A 17,305-nucleotide genomic window follows, 5' to 3' on the forward strand; every position below is an offset into this window, starting at 1 on the left:
CAGCCGCCCCGGCCGGAGGGGACCCCGGCCGGGGCGGAGAGACAGGCGCAGGTGCTCTGGAAGGCCCCGTGCGTCAGCTCAGGGAAGCCAGTGCCTCGTTCCACGTCGTCGACGGGCGCATGACCTTCGCGGCCTTGGCCGGGTCGGGCTGGTAGTAGCCGCCGATGTCGGCCGGGCTGCCCTGGACCGCGCCCAGCTCCTCGATGATCTGCTGCTCGGCGCCCGCGAGGGTCTCGGCGAGCGAGGCGAAGGCCTTCGCGAGGTCCGCGTCCTCGGTCTGCGCGGCCAGCTCCTGCGCCCAGTACAGGGAGAGGTAGAAGTGGCTGCCGCGGTTGTCGATGCCGCCGACGCGACGGGTCGGCGACTTGTCCTCGTTGAGGAAGGTCGCCGTGGCGCGGTCGAGGGTGTCGGCGAGGACCTTGGCGCGGGCGTTGCCGGTGAACGTCGCGTACTGCTCCAGGGAGGGGACCAGCGCGAAGAACTCACCGAGCGAGTCCCAGCGCAGGTAGTTCTCCTTGACGAGCTGCTGGACGTGCTTCGGCGCGGAACCGCCGGCGCCCGTCTCGAAGAGGCCGCCGCCCGCCATCAGCGGGACCACCGACAGCATCTTGGCGCTGGTGCCCAGCTCCAGGATGGGGAAGAGGTCGGTCAGGTAGTCGCGCAGCACGTTGCCGGTCACCGAGATGGTGTCCTCGCCGCGGCGGATGCGCTCCACCGACAGCTTGGTCGCCTCGACGGGGGCGAGGATCCGGATGTCCAGGCCCTCGGTGTCGTGCTCCGGCAGGTACGCCTTGACCTTGGCGATCAGCTGCGCGTCGTGCGCACGGGTCTCGTCGAGCCAGAACACCGCCGGGTTGCCGGTGGCACGCGCGCGCGTGACGGCCAGCTTCACCCAGTCCTTGATCGGGGCGTCCTTGGTCTGGCAGGCGCGGAAGATGTCACCCTTGGCGACCGTCTGCTCCAGGACGACGTTGCCGGCCTGGTCGACGAGGCGGACCGTACCGGCCGCCTTGACCTCGAAGGTCTTGTCGTGAGAGCCGTACTCCTCGGCCTTCTGCGCCATCAGACCGACGTTGGGCACCGAACCCATGGTGGACGGGTCGTAGGCGCCGTGGGCGCGGCAGTCGTCGAGGACGGCCTGGTAGACGCCGGAGTAGGAGGAGTCCGGGAGCACCGCGAGGGTGTCCGCCTCCGCGCCGTCCGGGCCCCACATGTGGCCGGAGGTGCGGATCATGGCCGGCATCGAGGCGTCGACGATCACGTCGGACGGCACGTGCAGGTTGGTGATGCCCTTGTCGGAGTCGACCATCGCGAGCGCGGGGCCCTCGGCGATCTCCGCGTCGAAGGACGCCTTGATCGCGTCGCCCTCGGGCAGCGCGGCCAGGCCCTTGAGGATGCCGCCGAGCCCGTCGTTCGGGGAGAGACCGGCCGCGGCGAGCGTGGCGCCGTACTGCTCGAAGGTCTTCGGGAAGAAGGCGCGGACCACGTGGCCGAAGATGATCGGGTCGGAGACCTTCATCATCGTCGCCTTGAGGTGCACGGAGAACAGGATGTCCTCGGCCTTGGCGCGGGCGATCTGCGCGGTGAGGAACTCACGCAGCTCGGCGACGTGCAGCACGGAGGCGTCGACGACCTCGTCCTTGAGGACGGGTACGGACTCGCGCAGCACGGTGGTGGTGCCGTCCTCGGCGACCAGCTCGATGCGCAGCGCACCGGCCTCGGTGATCGTCACGGACTTCTCGGTGGAGCGGAAGTCGTTCTCGCCCATGGTGGCGACATTGGTCTTGGAGTCCGAAGACCAGGCACCCATGCGGTGCGGGTGGGTCTTCGCGTAGTTCTTGACCGAGGCGGGGGCGCGCCGGTCGGAGTTGCCCTCGCGCAGGACCGGGTTGACCGCGGAGCCCTTGATCTTGTCGTAGCGGGACTGGATGTCCCGCTCCTCGTCGGTCTTCGGGTCGTCCGGGTAGTTCGGCAGCGCGTAGCCCTGCTCCTGGAGCTCGGCCACGGCGGCCTTGAGCTGCGGGATGGACGCCGAGATGTTCGGCAGCTTGATGATGTTGGCCTCGGGCGTCTTCGCCAGTTCGCCCAGCTCGTGCAGGGCGTCCGGGATCCGCTGGTCCTCGGTGAGGTACTCCGGGAACACGGCGATGATGCGCCCGGCCAGCGAGATGTCCCGCGTGGTCACGGCGACACCCGCCTGCGAGGCGTACGCCTGGACCACCGGCAGGAAGGAATACGTCGCCAGGGCCGGGGCCTCGTCAGTGTGCGTATAGATGATGGTCGAGTCAGTCACCGGTGCTCCGCTCCACGTCTGCAACATTGCTCGACATCAAGATATCTCGTGATGGGATCCCACTCGACAGCGGTCCGTCCGCACTGCGCGAACACCAGTCCGTCGATCAAGGGCAACCGACCGACCGGTTCGGCAGTCAGTAAGGAACGGATCACCTTCACTGACCGACGGCCGGAGCTGACCACCCGGCCGCCCGAGCGAGAGCGAATCATGAGAAATCGCACCAGAGTGACGGCCCCGCTGGCCGCCCTGATCGGTACGGCAACAGCACTGACCGCGGGTTCCCCGGCCTTCGCGGCCGGACGGGGGAACGACGACGCGCCGAACGGCGACGAGAAGACCGCGCAGGGGTACGGCGACGAGGGCGCCGAGACCCTGGGCGACCCGGTGTACCCGGGCCTCGGCAACGACGGTTACCGCGTCCGCTCCTACGACCTCGACCTCGCCTACGACCCGACGACCAGGCTCGTCGACGGCACGGTCACGATAGAACTGCGCACCACCGAGGCCCTGGACCGGTTCTCCCTCGATTCCCTCGGCCTCGACATCCACGCGGTCCGCGTCCAGGGCCGCAGCACCGACTTCGAGCAGGTCGGCGAGAAACTGCGGATCACGCCCGCCCGAACTCTCCCGGAGAGGGCCCGGGTCACCGTCTGCGTGGAGTACTCCGCCGACCCGAGCCGCGCCGCCGCGCCCACCGGCGGCTGGGTCATCACTCCCGACGGCTTCGCGGTGTGCGGCCAGCCGAACCTGGCGCACACCGTCTTCCCCTGCAACGACCACCCCAGCGACAAGGCCGACTTCACGTTCCGGATCACCGTCCCGGACTGGCTGCGCGGGGTCGCGAACGGTCAACTGGTCTGCACCGAGCCGCTGGACGGCGACCGGACCGCGTTCAGCTACCGCTCGCGCTCGCCGATGGCGACCGAGCTGGTGCAGCTCACGGTCGGCGACTACGTCGTCAAGGAGCGCAGCGGCCCGCACGGGCTGCCGCTGCGGGACATCGTGCCTACCGCCCGCGCCGCAGCCCTGGAACCGGCGCTCGCGCTGACGCCGGGCCTGGTGGACTGGCTGGAGCAGCGGCTGGGGGCGTTCCCGTTCGAGACGTACGGACTGCTGCCCTGCAACTCCGACAGCCCGACCGCCTTCGATTTCACCGGACTTGAGACCCAGACCCTCACCCTGTACAAGCCGAACTTCCTGCTCCAGGTGGAGAGCAAGATCGGCTCGCACATGATGCACGAGCTGGTCCACTCCTGGTTCGGCAACAGTGTCAGCCCCGCCACCTGGGCCGACCTGTGGCTGAACGAGGGCCACGCCGACTTCTACGGGCTGCTCTACCGCTACGAGCGCGGCTGGCCCGACTCCCTCGGTCTGACGACGATGGAGGCCCGTATGAAGGACACCTACGCGCGCGGCGACCAGTGGCGCCACGACTCCGGCCCGGTCGCGGCACCCAACGCGGTCAACCTCTTCGACAGCCAGCGCTACCTGGGCGGTGTCCTGGTCCTGTACGCCCTGCGGGAGTTCATCGGCGAGGACACCTTCCACGCCGTGGAACGCGCCTTCCTGGCCCGGTACCGCGACTCCTCGGCGACGACGGAGGACTACATCGCCGTCGCGTCGACGGTCTCCGGCCAGGACCTGTCCGGCTTCCTGCGGGACTGGCTCTACGGTACGACGACGCCGCGCATGCCCGGTCATCCGGACTGGACGGTGACGCCGGTGAGGTCGTCGCTCACCGCCCCGCGGCACTACCGTGACAACTCGGCGACGCTCTGAGGGAGTTGACCGACCAGGTCAGTCGAGCCGGGTGGAGGAGACTTCGCCCGGCTCGTCCTCCGGGACCCGCTGCTGCGGTATGGCGATCGCGCCCTGCTGCAACGCCACCGTCCGCGTGGGCGCCGGGATCCGGATGCCTTCCGCGCGATACCGCTTGTGCAGGCGCTTGATGAACTCGTGCTTGATGCGGAACTGGTCACTGAACTCGCCCACGCCCAGGATCACCGTGAAGCCGATCCGGGAGTCGCCGAAGGTGTGGAAGCGGATGGCCGGTTCGTGCTCCGGGATCGCACCGGTGATGTCCGTCATGACCTCGGCGATTACCTCCATGGTCACGGCCTCGACGTGCTCCAGGTCGCTGTCGTAGCCGACGCCCACCTGCACCAGGATCGTCAACTGCTGCTCGGGACGCATGAAGTTGGTCATGTTCGTCTTGGCGAGCTGGCCGTTCGGTATCACGACGAGGTTGTTGGAGAGCGCCCTGACCGTCGTCTGACGCCAGTTGATGTCCTCGACATATCCCTCCTCGCCGCTGCTCAGCCGGATGTAGTCGCCGGGCTGCACGGTCTTCGAGGCGAGGATGTGGATGCCCGCGAACAGGTTGGCGAGCGTGTCCTGAAGAGCCAGCGCGACGGCGAGACCGCCGACGCCCAGGGCGGTGAGCATCGGCGCTATCGAGATGCCCAGCGTCTGCAGCATCACCAGGAAGCCGATGGCCAGCACCAGTATCCGGGTGATGTTGACGAAGATCGTGGCCGAACCGGCCACACCCGAGCGGGAGTTGGTGACCGCCCGGACCAGACCGGCGATCACCCGGGCCGCCGACACCGTCACGGCGAGGATGACCAGCACGCGGAGGGTCTGGTTGACCTGGTGCTGGACCGTGTGCGTCAACGGCAGCACCGCCCCCGCGACCGCCGCGCCACCGGCGATCGCCGACCACGGCACCACGGTCCGCAGCGCGTCGACGATCACGTCGTCGCCGCTCCAGCGGGTGCGGTCGGCGTGCTTGCCGAGCCAGCGCAGCAGGACGCGCAGCAGAAAGGCCGCCAACAGGCCCGAGGCCAGGGCGATTCCGGCCAGCATGAAGTCGTCCAGGGTCGGCGTGCGGTTCATCGGTCACCTCCGGGGAGCGAAGCTGCGGCGGAGAGGGCCGCCGACGGCCGGATGTGAAGTGTCGTCACGTTGCCACCTGCTCGAATTGCGGGCATTGCCGGTATTGCGCTCGCGCCGGCCGGGAGGGACCCGTGCACCGGCGCGACCGCTCATCCTGCCGTATCCGGACGGTGAGTTCGTACCCGGTCCGGGGCTGTGAGCACGGGTTTCGGACGCGACCCGTACCACCGTCGAGCGCGGTGGGACGCACGTTGCGCGTCACTCACCGTGTGCCCGTCCTCCCCAACTCCACAGATATATCTGCGAGTTGACTGAAGATCAGAAATGCTTGACGTGATGTGCGGAGCGGCGGCAGGCTGTCGGGCGTTGATCTACGGGAGGGGTGGTATGACGGGTCCGGTACTCGCCGTCGACCAGGGAACATCCGGTACGAAGGCCCTGGTGATCTGTCCCGAACGCGGCGTGATCGGCACCGGGTTCGTCTCGGTGGGAAACCGTCGACTGCCCGGCGGCCTGGTCGAGGCCGACCCCGAGGAACTGTACGAGTCGGTGATCGTCGCCGGGCGCCGCGCGCTCGCCGAGGCCGACGAACCCGTGACGGCGCTGGGCCTCGCCAACCAGGGCGAGACCGTGCTCGCCTGGGACCCCGACACCGGAATGCCACTGACCGACGCACTGGTGCGGCAGGACCGCCGCGCCGAGACCATCTGTGCCGAACTCGCCGAGCACGCCGATGAGTTGCGCCGGTTGACCGGCCTGCCGCTCGACCCGAGCTGCGCCGCGCCCAAGATGGCCTGGATCCGCCGCCACCTCACCCGCGAGGGCATGGTCACCACCAGCGACTCCTGGCTGGTGCACCGCCTCACCGGCACCCATGTCACCGACGCCGCGACCGCCGGCCGCACCCAGCTCCTCGACCTGGACAAGGCCGCCTGGTCGCCCCGCGCCCTCGACCTCTACGGACTCCTGGACGAGCGCCTCCCGGGAGTCGTCGACTGCGCCCAACCCATCGGTACGACCGCCGCGTTCGGCGCCGAGATCCCCCTCACCGGACTCGTCGTGGACCAGCAGGCTGCCCTGCTCGCCCAGCGGATCACCGCACCCGGCGGCGCCAAGTGCACTTACGACACCGGGGCGTTGCTGCTCGCGCACACCGGCGAAACACCCCGGCACGGGGACTCGGGCCTGGTGAGCCGCGTGGCCTGGCGGCTGGACGGGCGGACCAGTTACTGCCTCGACGGGCAGGTGTACACGGCCGCCTCCGCCGTACGCTGGCTCACCGACCTCGGCGTCATCACCGGCCCCGCCGATCTCGACCGCGTCGGCGGCACCGTCCTCGACAACGGCGGCGTCACCTTCGTCCCCGCCCTGGCCGGGCTCGCCGCCCCCTGGTGGCGCGGCGACCTGCGGGGCTCCCTCACCGGACTCGGCCTCGACACCACGGCCGGCCACCTGGTGCACGCCCTGTGCGAAGGCCTCGCCGCACAGGTCGTAGAACTCGCCGAAGCCGCCGCCACCGACCTCGGCGCACCCCTCGACGTGCTGCGCGTCGACGGCGGCCTCACCCGCTCCGCCCTGCTCATGCAGACCCAGGCCGACCTGCTGCAACGCCCCGTCGAGGTCTCCGTGCTGCCCGACGCGACCGCCCTCGGCGCGGGCGCGCTGGCCCGCCTCGGCGCCGAGCCCGGACTGGCCCTCGCCGACGTACTGCCCGACGGAAAACCCTCCGCCGTCTACGAGCCCCGTATCGGCCCCGACCAGGCGGCCGAACGCCTCGCCGCCTTCCGAACCGAGGTCACCGCCCTGCTCTACCGCACCCCCGCATGACGGTCACGGCCAACGGCCCCCTGCCGTCGCGGAGTTACGACGTGGCGGTGGTCGGGGCGAGGGTACGACGTGGCAGTGGTCGGGGCGGGGGCGTCGGCCGCGCGATCGCCCGCGGACCCCACCTCGGCCCGGGCCCGCCCGGCGCCCGGCACGTGCTAGGCGAAAGCATCGTCCGCCCCCTGGACGACGACACCGGGGGACGCCACTCAGGCGGTCCGGCGCCGAGTCGGCCTGCACCTCGACTCCCGTGCGGAGCTGGCGAGTCGGCAGGACGGCTGCCATGTCCTCATCATCACCGGGGTGAGCCCCTTGGCCGGGGTGGCGCGCAGCTGATCGGAGCCCGGCAGACGCGCGTCAGATGACTCTCAGCCGGACCAGCGCGCCGAGCGTCAGCGCGCCCGGAATGATGGGGATCCAGACCGTGATGATCCGGTACGCCAGCACCACCGCCGTGGCCACCGCGACCGGACCGCCCGCCGCGACCAGCGCCACGATCAGCGCGGCCTCCACCGAGCCGATCCCGCCCGGCGTGGGCACCAGCGCGACGGCCACCGTCGCCGCCAGATAGGCGAGCGCCATCTGCGCGGGCGGCACCGGCAGATCCAACGCCTGCCCCACGGCGACCAGTCCGGCCGCCTGGAGTGCGGGGAACGCCAGCGAACCGCCCCACAGCGCCAGTGCCCGGGCCGGCCGGGTGTGCACGGAACGGGCCTCGCTCAGCGCGGTGCGCAGGAACGACAGGACGGCCGTACGCAGCCGTCGTACCAGAACGAGCACCACGACCGCCGCGCACAGCACGGCACCGATGATCAGGAGAAGGGGACCGACCGCCCCCGCCGGAAGGAGAGTTCCCAGGCGCAGGGCGTCGGGGAAGGCGATCAGCAGACCGGTGAGCAGCGTCAGCCGGGCTATCGACTCCGCGAGCAGGAACAGCGCCAGCGCGGCCGACGACCGGGCCAGCGGCAGCCCGCACACGGTCAGGAACCGCAGGTTCACCGCGCCCGCGCCAAGCCCCGTGGGCAGCAGATGATTCGCCGCGCCCGCCGCGAACTGCGTGGCCAACAGCCGCCGCGCGGGCAGCCGTTCGACGACGGCACCCTGCCGGGTGACCGCGGCGGCGACCCAGGTCAGGCAGGTGGCACCGGCCGCCGCCACCAGCCAGGGCCACTCCGCCGCCCGCAGCTGGCCGAAGCCCGCGACGAGGACGGACCGGTGCTGGACGGCGACGACGGCGACCAGGAGCAACGGAAGCAGGCACAGGATCTGCCGGACGCGGATGTGTCTCACACCACTGGAGGTTCTCCGCGCCACGACAACTGCGGGTTGCGGCAGCGCGGACAGTTCCTTACGCGAGGCCTTACACGTGTCCTCGCACGAGTCCATGCACGAGTCCTTCCGCGGAGATGTGCTGCGAATGTTGACCTCAACGCCGCTTGAGGTCCTACGTTCTCTCCCATGAGCATGGAGAGCACGGCCTGGACCCAACTGCACAGTGTCATGACCGCCGAACAGGAGCGCCGGCCGCTGGCCCGCGCCACGCTGCGCCGCATCGCCGCGTTCGCGCGACCGCACCGCCGCCCCATAGCCCGCTTCGTCCTGCTCGGGGTGCTGACCGCACTGCTCGCCGTCGCGACCCCCGTACTGGCCGGGCACGTCGTCGACGCGATCGTGTCGGGCGGCGACGACGGCACCGTCGTACGCCTCGCCCTGCTCATCGCCCTGATCGCGGTCGCCGAGGCGGCCCTCGGCATTCTGGGCCGGAGGCTCTCCGCGGCGCTCGGGGAGGGGCTCATCCTCGATCTGCGGACGGCTGTGTTCGATCATGTGCAGCGCATGCCGGTCGCGTTCTTCACACGTACTCGTACGGGAGCGCTCGTCTCCCGACTCAACAACGACGTCATCGGCGCCCAACGCGCCTTCAGCAACACCCTGTCCGGAGTGGTCAGCAACGTCGTCACGCTGCTGCTCACCCTGGCCGTCATGCTCACCCTGTCCTGGCAGATCACCCTGCTCGCGCTCGTACTGCTCCCGGTCTTCGTGGTCCCGGCCCGCCGGATGGGCAGCCGGATGGCCCGGATGCAGCGCGAGGCGGCCACGCTCAACGCGGCCATGAGCACCCGTATGACCGAACGCTTCTCCGCCCCCGGCGCCACCCTCGTCAAACTCTTCGGCCGTCCCGAGGAGGAGTCCGTGGAGTTCGCCGAGCGCGCGAGCCGGGTCCGCGACATCGGCGTCCGCACGGCCACCGCCCAGTCGGTGTTCATCACCTCCCTGACCCTCGTCTCCGCCCTGGCCCTCGCCCTCGTCTACGGCCTCGGCGGCTGGTTCGCCCTCCACGGCAGCCTGGAGCCGGGTGCCGTCGTCTCCCTGGCCCTGCTCCTGACCCGCCTCTACGCCCCGCTCACCGCGCTCGCCGGAGCCCGCGTCGAGGTGATGAGCGCCCTGGTCAGCTTCGAGCGCGTCTTCGAGGTGCTGGATCTGAAACCGCTGATCGAGGAGAAGCCGGACGCCCGCGAGGTCCCCGAGGGCCCGGTCGCGGTCGAGTTCGACGAGGTCCGCTTCGCCTACCCCTCCGCCGACAAGGTCTCCCTCGCCTCACTCGAAGAGGTCGCCACCCTCGACACCCGCGGCGGCGCCGAGGTCCTGCACGGCGTCTCCTTCCGAGCCGAACCCGGCCAGACCATCGCCCTCGTCGGCTCCTCCGGCGCGGGAAAGTCGACCATCGCCCAACTCCTGCCCCGGCTCTACGACGTCGACGAAGGAGCCGTCCGCATCGGCGGCACCGACGTCCGCGACCTCACCGCCGCCTCCCTGCGGGCCACCCTCGGCATGGTCACCCAGGACGGCCACCTCTTCCACGACTCGGTCCGCGCCAACCTCCTGCTGGCCCGGCCGGCCGCCACCGAGGACGAGTTGTGGGACGCGCTGCGCCGCTCCCGCCTCGACGATCTCGTACGGTCCCTGCCCGACGGCCTGGACACGGTCGTCGGCGAACGCGGCTACCGCCTCTCCGGAGGCGAGCGTCAACGCCTCACGATCGCCCGCCTGTTGCTGGCCCGCCAGCGTGTCGTCATCCTCGACGAGGCCACCGCGCACCTGGACAACACCTCGGAGGCCGCCGTGCAGGAGGCCCTGACGGAGGCGCTCCAGGGCCGTACGGCCGTGGTGATCGCCCACCGGCTGTCCACCGTGCGCTCCGCCGACCAGATCCTGGTCGTCGAGGCGGGCCGCGTCGTGGAACGCGGCACGCACGACGAACTCCTCGCCGCCGAAGGGCGATACGCCGAGCTGTACCGCACACAGTTCGCGAAGCAGCAGCCGGAGACAGTCGCCTGACGATGCGTCAGGGATCCGGAGTGGTCGCGGATCCGGGGTGTCAGGGCTCGCGGTGCTCGTGCGCCGCCTGCTCCAACATCTCGGCCTCCGCCTCGGCCACCCGGATCTCGGCCGCCACGTCGATCGAGCGGCTCAGCCACCAATACAGCAGACCGGCGACCGGCAGCCCGACGAACAGGGAGAGGTCGGCGCCGTCCATGGCGTGCGCGATGGGGCCGACGTAGAGGGTGCCGACGGAGAAGAACGGCACCATCACGCCGAAGCCGACCAGGTAGGAGATGATGCCGTTCCAGCCCCAACGGCCGTAGATCCCACGGGGGTTGAAGATCTCCGCGATCGCGTAGTGACCGCGGCGCACCACGTAGTAGTCCATCAGGTTGACCGCGGTCCACGGGATGAACAGGTAGAGCACCAGCAGCAGGAAGTTGTTGAAGTTCGTCAGGAAGTCAGCGGTCGCGGCGAACGCGCCGATCAGCGAGAGCGCGGCGGTCAGCCCGATCGTCACCAGTCGTACGGACACGGTCGGATGGACCCGCTTGAACGAGTCGATCGCGCTGATCAGGGTCAGCGAACCGCCGTACATGTTCAGCGCGGTGACGGAGATCAGGCCCAGGGTGGCGAAGAGGAGCACGATCGCGCCGAAGCCGCTGAACACCTTGTCGCCCGCCGCGTTGATCGAGCGGATCGTGTCGAAGTCCTTGCCCGCCCAGGCCGCGAGCAGCGCGCCCAGCGTCATCAGCCAGATCCCGCCGAGCGCCGAACCGAAGTAGGTCCAGTAGAAGGTCTTGCGGACGGTCACGTCCGGCGGGAGATAGCGCGAGTAGTCCGAGACGTAGATCGCCCAGCTGATCTGATAGCCGGCTACCACGCCGAACTGGGCCAGGAACGGCGTCCAGGAGAACCCGCCGAGGTCGAACGAGCCCGCCGGGTAGTGCAGGGTCGCCAGCACGCCCACGGTGAAGATCCCGAAGACGACCAGGAAGGTGTACGTCAGGAACTGCTCCGCCTTGTGGATCACGTCGTAGCCCACCAGCGCGATCACGAAGCCGACCACGGTGACCACGGCCACCCACATCTTGGTGTTCCCGTGCACCGTGGTGTGCAGGGCCTCACCGGCCAGGATCGTGTTGAAGACGTTGAAGCCCGCGTACTGCACATAGGCGAACAGCCACACCAACAGGGCGCCCACGTAACCGAATTGGGGCCGCGACTGGATCATCTGCGGCAGTCCGAGCTGCGGTCCCTGGGCCGAGTGGAAGGCCATGAAGAAGGTGCCGAGCAGGGTGCCGGCGACGATCGCGATCAGCGACCAGATGAGGTTGCCGCCCTCGGTGATGCTGATCAGACCGACCGCCAGGGTGGCGATCTGCGCGTTCGACATGAACCACAGGGGGCCGAGGTGCCACAGCTTGCCATGGCGCTCGTTGAGGGGGACGTAGTCGATGGAACGTATCTCCAGCCCCGACACCCGGGGCTCTGAGTCGGTGGTCACGGTGCCTCCCAGGTGCTGATCCAGCCTCTGTGGCCACATTCATCCCCCACAGGGAACCCGGCAACCGCAACGGATCCTGTGAAACAGCTCAGAGGCACCCTGGGCGCCGGAGCCGGAGGTATGCGCCGCGCTTGAGGCAGTGAAGCAGCCTGGTACCGCGCCTGTACCGGGTGCGGGGCCGGATCTCGCCCCCTCCTGGAAGCCGGCTGCCTGTCGGCGTCCGCCCGGATTCGGGCTGCGGGGGACGCCGAGAGCAGTGGTCAGCCGGGCCAGGTGCCGGTCAGTCGGCGGACGGCGGTGGCGCCGCCACGGTCGACGGCGGCTTTGACGCCGGCGAAGATCGCTCCTTGCAGGGCGGCCGCCGACAGGACCTCGGGCCAGGTGCGTTGTTCGTCGGTGGCGTTGGGGGTGTCGTCGTCGTGGCCGAGCCGTTTCCAGACCTGTTTGAAGGCCGCACCGGCCAGCATGCCGCTGAGGGCGCCCATGGCCATGCCGAGCGGTTTGTAAGCGGCCGTGCTCGCTTTCATCGGTGCTTCCTGGAGCGGCGGATGAGCAGCAGCGCGACGACTGCGGCTGCCGCGGCGAGCAGCGGGGCGCGATTGGCTCGCGCCACCCGCAGACCCTGGCCGGCCTTTTCGCGGGCCGGCTCCGGGGTCCTCTCCCAGGCGACCCGACCGGCGTGCACCGCCTTGTCGCGGACCTGCTCCGTGGCCGCGGCGCCCTTGGCCCGCACCGGCTCCGGGATCCTGTCCTGCACCACCTGGATCACTTCTGACGCCTTGTCCCGCAGTCGGGCCTCGGCCTGAACCGTCTTCTCCCCGACCTGCTGCCTGACGGCGTGCGTCTTCTCCTGGGCGCGGGCCTTGACATCGGCCTTGGCCGCGAGCGCTTCGACGGTCTCGCCGAGTTCCTGGCGGGTCGCCTCGACGCGCTCGCGCAGTTCCTCCGGGGAGGGTGCTGCCTCGTCGCCCGTGGGCGGCTTGTCCTGGGTCATCGGTGTGCCTTCTCCCTGATTTCGGCCACGTCGGCCTTGACGCTGTCGATGGTCTGTTCCGGTGCCGGCGGGGACGCCCTGCCGATCTGCCGCTTGCCGAGAACCGCCATCAGCGCGGTGACGGCGGCCAGGACGGCGGTGACGATCAGCGCCGCCGCCCACACGTCCATGACGACCGCGAGCGCGGCGATCACGGTGGCCACCAGCGCCTGGAGGGTGAGAACACCCGCCAGTCCGGCGCCGCCGAGCAGCCCGCCGCCCTTGCCGAACCGCTTGCCCTTCTCGGTCGTCTCCGCCTGCGCCAGGCGCATTTCGTCACGGACCAGCTGCGACAACTGCTGCGAGGCACGCTGGACCAGATCGCCGACCGGTACCTGTGCCCCGCTTTCGGTACGTGGGGAACCCTCTGCGGTCATGGGCGCTCACCTGTCCTTCGTCGGTGTGGCGGCAGGTCCGATCCTGTGTCCGGGTACCCGGACAATGACGTCTCACCGCCGGTCGGAGCAGACGCCACCACAAAGGTTCCGAGCTGATGCCGTGATGACTGTCCCGGCGCGTTTATGTACCAGGCCGGGGCACCGGAATCGCCGGAGCGGGATGAAAGGAATTAACGGGGGCACTCGGTTCTCCGAGGCACCGATGGGTGCTGTTCTCCGAAGGAAAGAGAAGCTCGTGTACATAGGCCTGGGTACTGTCGTCGTCATCATTGTCATCGTCGCTGTCGTCATGATGCTGCGGCGCCGCTGACCCGCGTCTCCTGTACCGCAGGGTCAGCCATGACCACAGCCCGTCCCGGATCGCCTTTCGCGGATCCCGGGCGGGCATGGTCACGTTCGGCGGCGGTCAGTGCTCGCCTTCCTCGCCGTGGCTGCGCAGCAGTTCCTTCATCTTGGCGACGGCGAAGCCCCAGCCCTGTTCGACGGTGGGTTTGGCGGGTACGGCGATCTCGTCCGGGTTGGTGAGGACGTCGAGCAGGACGGGGCCGGGGGCGGCGAATGCGCGGCGTACGGCGTCGTCGAGGTCGGCGGGGTCGGTGACGCGGATGCCGGTGATGCCCATGGCGGTGGCGACGGCGGCGAAGTCGGGGTTGTCCAGGACGGTCCCGAACTCGGGGAGACCGGCTTGTTCCTGTTCCAGCTTGACCATGCCGAGGCGGCGGTTGTCGAAGACGACGAGTTTGACCGGCAGTTGGTAGGACTTGAGGGTCATGAGGTCGCCGAGGAGCATGCTCAGGCCGCCGTCGCCGCAGAAGGCGACGACCTGGCGGTCCCGGTCCAGATACTGCGCGCCGAGTGCCTGCGGCATCGCGTTCGCCATGGAGCCCAGGTTGTAGGAGCCGAGCAGCCGGCGGGTCCCGCGCATCTCGACGAACCGTGAGAGCCAGACGGTGGCCATTCCGGTGTCGGAAGTGAAAATGGCGTCGTCGGTGGCGTGGCGGTCCACGGCGGCGGCCAGTGCTTCCGGGCGGATGTCGTGTTCGCGGTTGTCCAGCGCGGAGCGGGCCTTGCCGACCAGGCTCGTGTCGTGTGCGGGGTCGGCGAGGTGTGCCTGGCCCTCATGCCAGCTCAGGAAACGCTTTCGCCCCTCCTCCAGGTGTCCCCGGTCCCGGGCCCGGTCCGCGGGCAGCTGGTCGAGCAGGTCGCGCACAGTGGCACCCACATCGCCGACGAGGCCGATGTCCACCGGGACGCGGCGTCCGATGTGCGCCGGTTCGGTGTCGACCTGGAGGACCTTGCGGCCCTCGGGATACCACTCGCGGTAGGGGAAGTCGGTGCCCAGCAGGAGCAGGGTGTCCGCGGAGTGCATGGCGCCGGCCGCCGCCGGATTGCCGATCAGGCCGGTCTGGCCCACCTGGAAGGGGTTGTCGCCCTCGAAGCCCTCCTTGGCCTTCAACGTCAGCACCATCGGGGCCGCGAGGCGGTCCGCCAGCGCGAGGACGTCCTCGCGGGCGGCGCGGGCACCCTGTCCGACCAGCAGGGTGATCCGCTCCGCATGGGAGAGGAGGTCGGCGGCCCGCCGTACGGCGGACGCCTCGGGCCGGGTGGTGGGCGTGGTGAGGGAGAAGCGGGCCGGGCGGTCGTGGTGCAGTTCCCGGTCGCCGATGTCGCCCGGCACGGTGAGGACCGCGACGCCCTTGCGGCCCAGGGCGTTGCGCACCGCCGTCTCCAGGAGCTGCGGCAGCTGGTCGGGGTCGGTGACGGTGGCGCGGAAGACCGCCACATCACGGAAGAGCAGGTCGTTGTCGACTTCCTGGAAGGCATCGCTGCCCAGCTCCGACAAGGGGACCTGCCCGGCGATGGCCAGCACGGGCGTACGGCTCTTGGCCGCGTCGTAGAGGCCGTTGAGGAGGTGCACGGAACCGGGGCCGACGGTGCCCATGCACACGCCCAGGCGGTCGGTGAGCTGGGACTGGGCGCTCGCGGCGAAGGCGGCGGCCTCCTCGTGGCGGCAGCCGACCCACTCCACCTCGTCGGTGGTGCGGATGGCGTCGGTGAGGGGGTTGAGCGCGTCTCCCACTACGCCGAACACTTGGCGGACGCCGAGTTCGCTCAGGGCATCCACGATGACGCGGGCGACGGTTCGTGCCACGGGTTCCTCCAGGTCGGACGGTGAAGCGGGCGGTCGTAGGTCAGATGGTGAAGTGGTCGGGGTCGGCGGCCTTCCAGTCGGCGGCCCAGTCGGCGGGCGGTTCCACCAGCAGTTGTCCGGGGGAGAGCCACTCGTACAGCACGTCGTAGGAGCGCACGGTCTGTGCGTCGACGCGGCGCCGCAGCATGTGCGGGTGGAGCTGGGCGGGGTCGGTGACTCCCATGGAGGCCATGATCTGGAGGGCGCTGCCGACGGTGGCCTCCTGGAGGCGGCGTACCCGCTCGGACTTGTCGCCGACGTCCAGGGCGCGGGCCCGTCGCGGGTCCTGGGTGGTGACGCCGACGGGGCAGGTGTTGGTGTGGCAGCGCTGGGCCTGGATGCAGCCGACCGCGAACATCATGGCGCGGGCCGCGTTGCCGTAGTCGGCGCCCTGGACCAGGCGTTTGACGAGGTCGGCACCGGTGGCGATCTTGCCGCTGGCGCCAATCCGGATCTGTTCCCGCAGGCCCGTGCCGACCAGTGCGTTGTGCACGGTCATCAGGCCCTCGGTGAGCGGTGTGCCGATGTGGTCGGCGAATTCGAGAGGCGCGGCGCCCGTGCCGCCTTCACCGCCGTCGACGATGATGAAGTCGGGCGCGGTGCCCTCCTCGATCATCGCCTTGCACACGGCGAGGAACTGGCGCCGTGAACCGGGGCACAGCTTGAAACCGGCCGGCTTGCCGCCGGACAGCTCCCGCATCCGCGCGATGAACCGGACGAGTTCGCGGGGGGTGGAGAACACGCTGTGGTACGGCGGTGAGATGACCGTCTGTCCCTGGGGGACGTCCCGCACCTTGGCGATCTCCGCGTTGACCTTGGCTCCGGGCAGCACCCCGCCGATCCCGGGTTTGGCGCCCTGCGACAGCTTGAGCGACACGCATTTGACGCTCTCGCCCGCCGCCTTCTCGGCGAACTCGCCGGCGTCGAAGCCCCCGTCCCGGGTCCGGCAGCCGAAGTAGCCGGTGCCGATCTCCCAGACCAGGTCGCCGCCCGGGCGCAGGTGGTACTCCGACAGCCCGCCCTCACCGGTGTCGTGCGCGAAACCGCCTGCCGCGGCCCCCTTGTTGAGCGCGAGTACGGCATTGGCGGAGAGCGAGCCGAAGCTCATCGCGGAGACGTTCAGCAGGGCCATGTCGTACGGGCGGGTGCAGTCCGGGCCTCCGATCCGTACCCGGGGCGGGTGTTCGGGCACCGGGCGGGGAGCCATCGAGGGCACCAGGTACTCGTAGCCAGCCTGGTACACGTCGCGTTCGGTGCCGAACGGCTCCTCGGCGGCGGTGCCCTTGGCCCGTTCGTAGACGATGCTGCGGATGTCCCGGTCGAAGGGCCGCCCGTCGAAGTTCCGCTCGACGAAGTACTGCTGGAGCTCGGGACGGATGCGTTCCAGCAGGAAACGGGCATGCCCGATCACCGGGTAGTTGCGCAGCACCGAGTGCCGCCGCTGGGCCAGGTCCCACACACCGGTCACACCGAGCACGGCCAGCGGCACCGCCGCCGTCCACCACCAGGGCGACACCACGACGGCCACACCGACCACTGCGAGTGCGGCGGCCATGACCACCGCGACGATTCCGGTTCTCAGCACGCCACCCGGGTAACCCGCACAGGCCGTGCCATGCGGACCCGACTGAAAAACGCCCGTATGCCAAACGGCACAGAGGGCACGGCGGCCTTTCGGAAAGGGGAATCGACAGGGCTGTGTTGATTCCTGTACCACTCCTGGTCCTGATATTCGGCGGCGCGGGGTTCGCCATCAATAAATGGATGAGGGTGTGAGACGGAAAATGACGGGCACTCGACCTGCCGAGGGTCGCCCACCGCATTTCCGGACGGGCTC

Annotated in this window: 12 protein-coding genes; 3 read left to right on the forward strand and 9 right to left on the reverse strand. The window is 69.9% G+C overall.

All coding sequences use genetic code 11. The annotated features are described in order from the left end of the window. Nucleotides 1-73 precede the first annotated feature (73 nt). Nucleotides 74-2,293 carry an NADP-dependent isocitrate dehydrogenase gene (locus tag ACWDEW_RS41615; RefSeq protein ID WP_450520457.1) on the reverse strand — a complete coding sequence of 740 codons (2,220 nt, stop codon included), beginning with the start codon at nt 2,291-2,293 and terminating at the stop codon, nt 74-76. 210 nt (nt 2,294-2,503) lie between these two features. Between ACWDEW_RS41615 and ACWDEW_RS41620 the strand changes: the two genes are divergently transcribed. Further along, complete coding sequence (locus ACWDEW_RS41620; RefSeq protein WP_450520459.1) at nt 2,504-4,075, forward strand: M1 family metallopeptidase; 1,572 nt, start codon at nt 2,504-2,506, stop codon at nt 4,073-4,075. Nucleotides 4,076-4,093: 18 nt separating this feature from the next. On the opposite strand, the gene ACWDEW_RS41625 is transcribed toward ACWDEW_RS41620, so the two are convergent. Then, the gene (locus ACWDEW_RS41625; protein WP_450520461.1) at nt 4,094-5,191 is read right to left on the reverse strand and encodes a mechanosensitive ion channel family protein; all 1,098 of its coding nucleotides are present in this window, start codon (nt 5,189-5,191) and stop codon (nt 4,094-4,096) included. 387 nt (nt 5,192-5,578) lie between these two features. Here ACWDEW_RS41625 and ACWDEW_RS41630 point away from each other — a divergent pair, with 387 nt between their 5' ends. Further along, entirely contained in the window at nt 5,579-7,018 is a 1,440-nt protein-coding gene (locus ACWDEW_RS41630) for an FGGY family carbohydrate kinase (protein WP_450520462.1), read from the forward strand. Between the two features lie 354 nt (nt 7,019-7,372). Here the strand turns inward: ACWDEW_RS41630 and ACWDEW_RS41635 are convergent, their stop codons facing one another. Next, nucleotides 7,373-8,305 carry a lysylphosphatidylglycerol synthase transmembrane domain-containing protein gene (locus tag ACWDEW_RS41635; protein ID WP_450520464.1) on the reverse strand — a complete coding sequence of 311 codons (933 nt, stop codon included), beginning with the start codon at nt 8,303-8,305 and terminating at the stop codon, nt 7,373-7,375. Nucleotides 8,306-8,479: 174 nt separating this feature from the next. Between ACWDEW_RS41635 and ACWDEW_RS41640 the strand changes: the two genes are divergently transcribed. Beyond that, on the forward strand, nt 8,480-10,354 hold the full coding sequence (locus ACWDEW_RS41640; RefSeq protein ID WP_450520482.1) for an ABC transporter ATP-binding protein: 1,875 nt from the start codon (nt 8,480-8,482) through the stop codon (nt 10,352-10,354). Nucleotides 10,355-10,394: 40 nt separating this feature from the next. Here the strand turns inward: ACWDEW_RS41640 and ACWDEW_RS41645 are convergent, their stop codons facing one another. From ACWDEW_RS41645 to ACWDEW_RS41670, 6 genes are all read right to left on the reverse strand, one after another. After that, nucleotides 10,395-11,846: a purine-cytosine permease family protein gene (locus ACWDEW_RS41645; RefSeq protein ID WP_450520466.1), complete on the reverse strand. Its 1,452-nt coding sequence runs from the start codon at nt 11,844-11,846 to the stop codon at nt 10,395-10,397. Between the two features lie 260 nt (nt 11,847-12,106). Continuing rightward, nucleotides 12,107-12,373, reverse strand: coding sequence for a DUF4235 domain-containing protein (locus tag ACWDEW_RS41650; RefSeq protein WP_450520468.1), 267 nt, complete (start codon nt 12,371-12,373; stop codon nt 12,107-12,109). Continuing rightward, entirely contained in the window at nt 12,370-12,840 is a 471-nt protein-coding gene (locus ACWDEW_RS41655) for a DUF3618 domain-containing protein (RefSeq protein WP_450520470.1), read from the reverse strand. Before ACWDEW_RS41655 ends, ACWDEW_RS41650 begins: the two co-directional genes overlap by 4 nt. Further along, on the reverse strand, nt 12,837-13,256 hold the full coding sequence (locus ACWDEW_RS41660; protein ID WP_450520472.1) for a phage holin family protein: 420 nt from the start codon (nt 13,254-13,256) through the stop codon (nt 12,837-12,839). The genes ACWDEW_RS41655 and ACWDEW_RS41660 overlap by 4 nt, the downstream gene beginning before the upstream one ends. A gap of 427 nt (nt 13,257-13,683) precedes the next feature. Beyond that, nucleotides 13,684-15,429, reverse strand: coding sequence for a thiamine pyrophosphate-dependent enzyme (locus tag ACWDEW_RS41665; RefSeq protein ID WP_450520474.1), 1,746 nt, complete (start codon nt 15,427-15,429; stop codon nt 13,684-13,686). Between the two features lie 40 nt (nt 15,430-15,469). Further along, nucleotides 15,470-17,023 carry an FMN-binding glutamate synthase family protein gene (locus tag ACWDEW_RS41670; protein WP_450520484.1) on the reverse strand — a complete coding sequence of 518 codons (1,554 nt, stop codon included), beginning with the start codon at nt 17,021-17,023 and terminating at the stop codon, nt 15,470-15,472. Nucleotides 17,024-17,305 lie beyond the last annotated feature (282 nt).

The sequence above is a fragment of the Streptomyces sp. NPDC001100 genome (assembly GCF_053598575.1).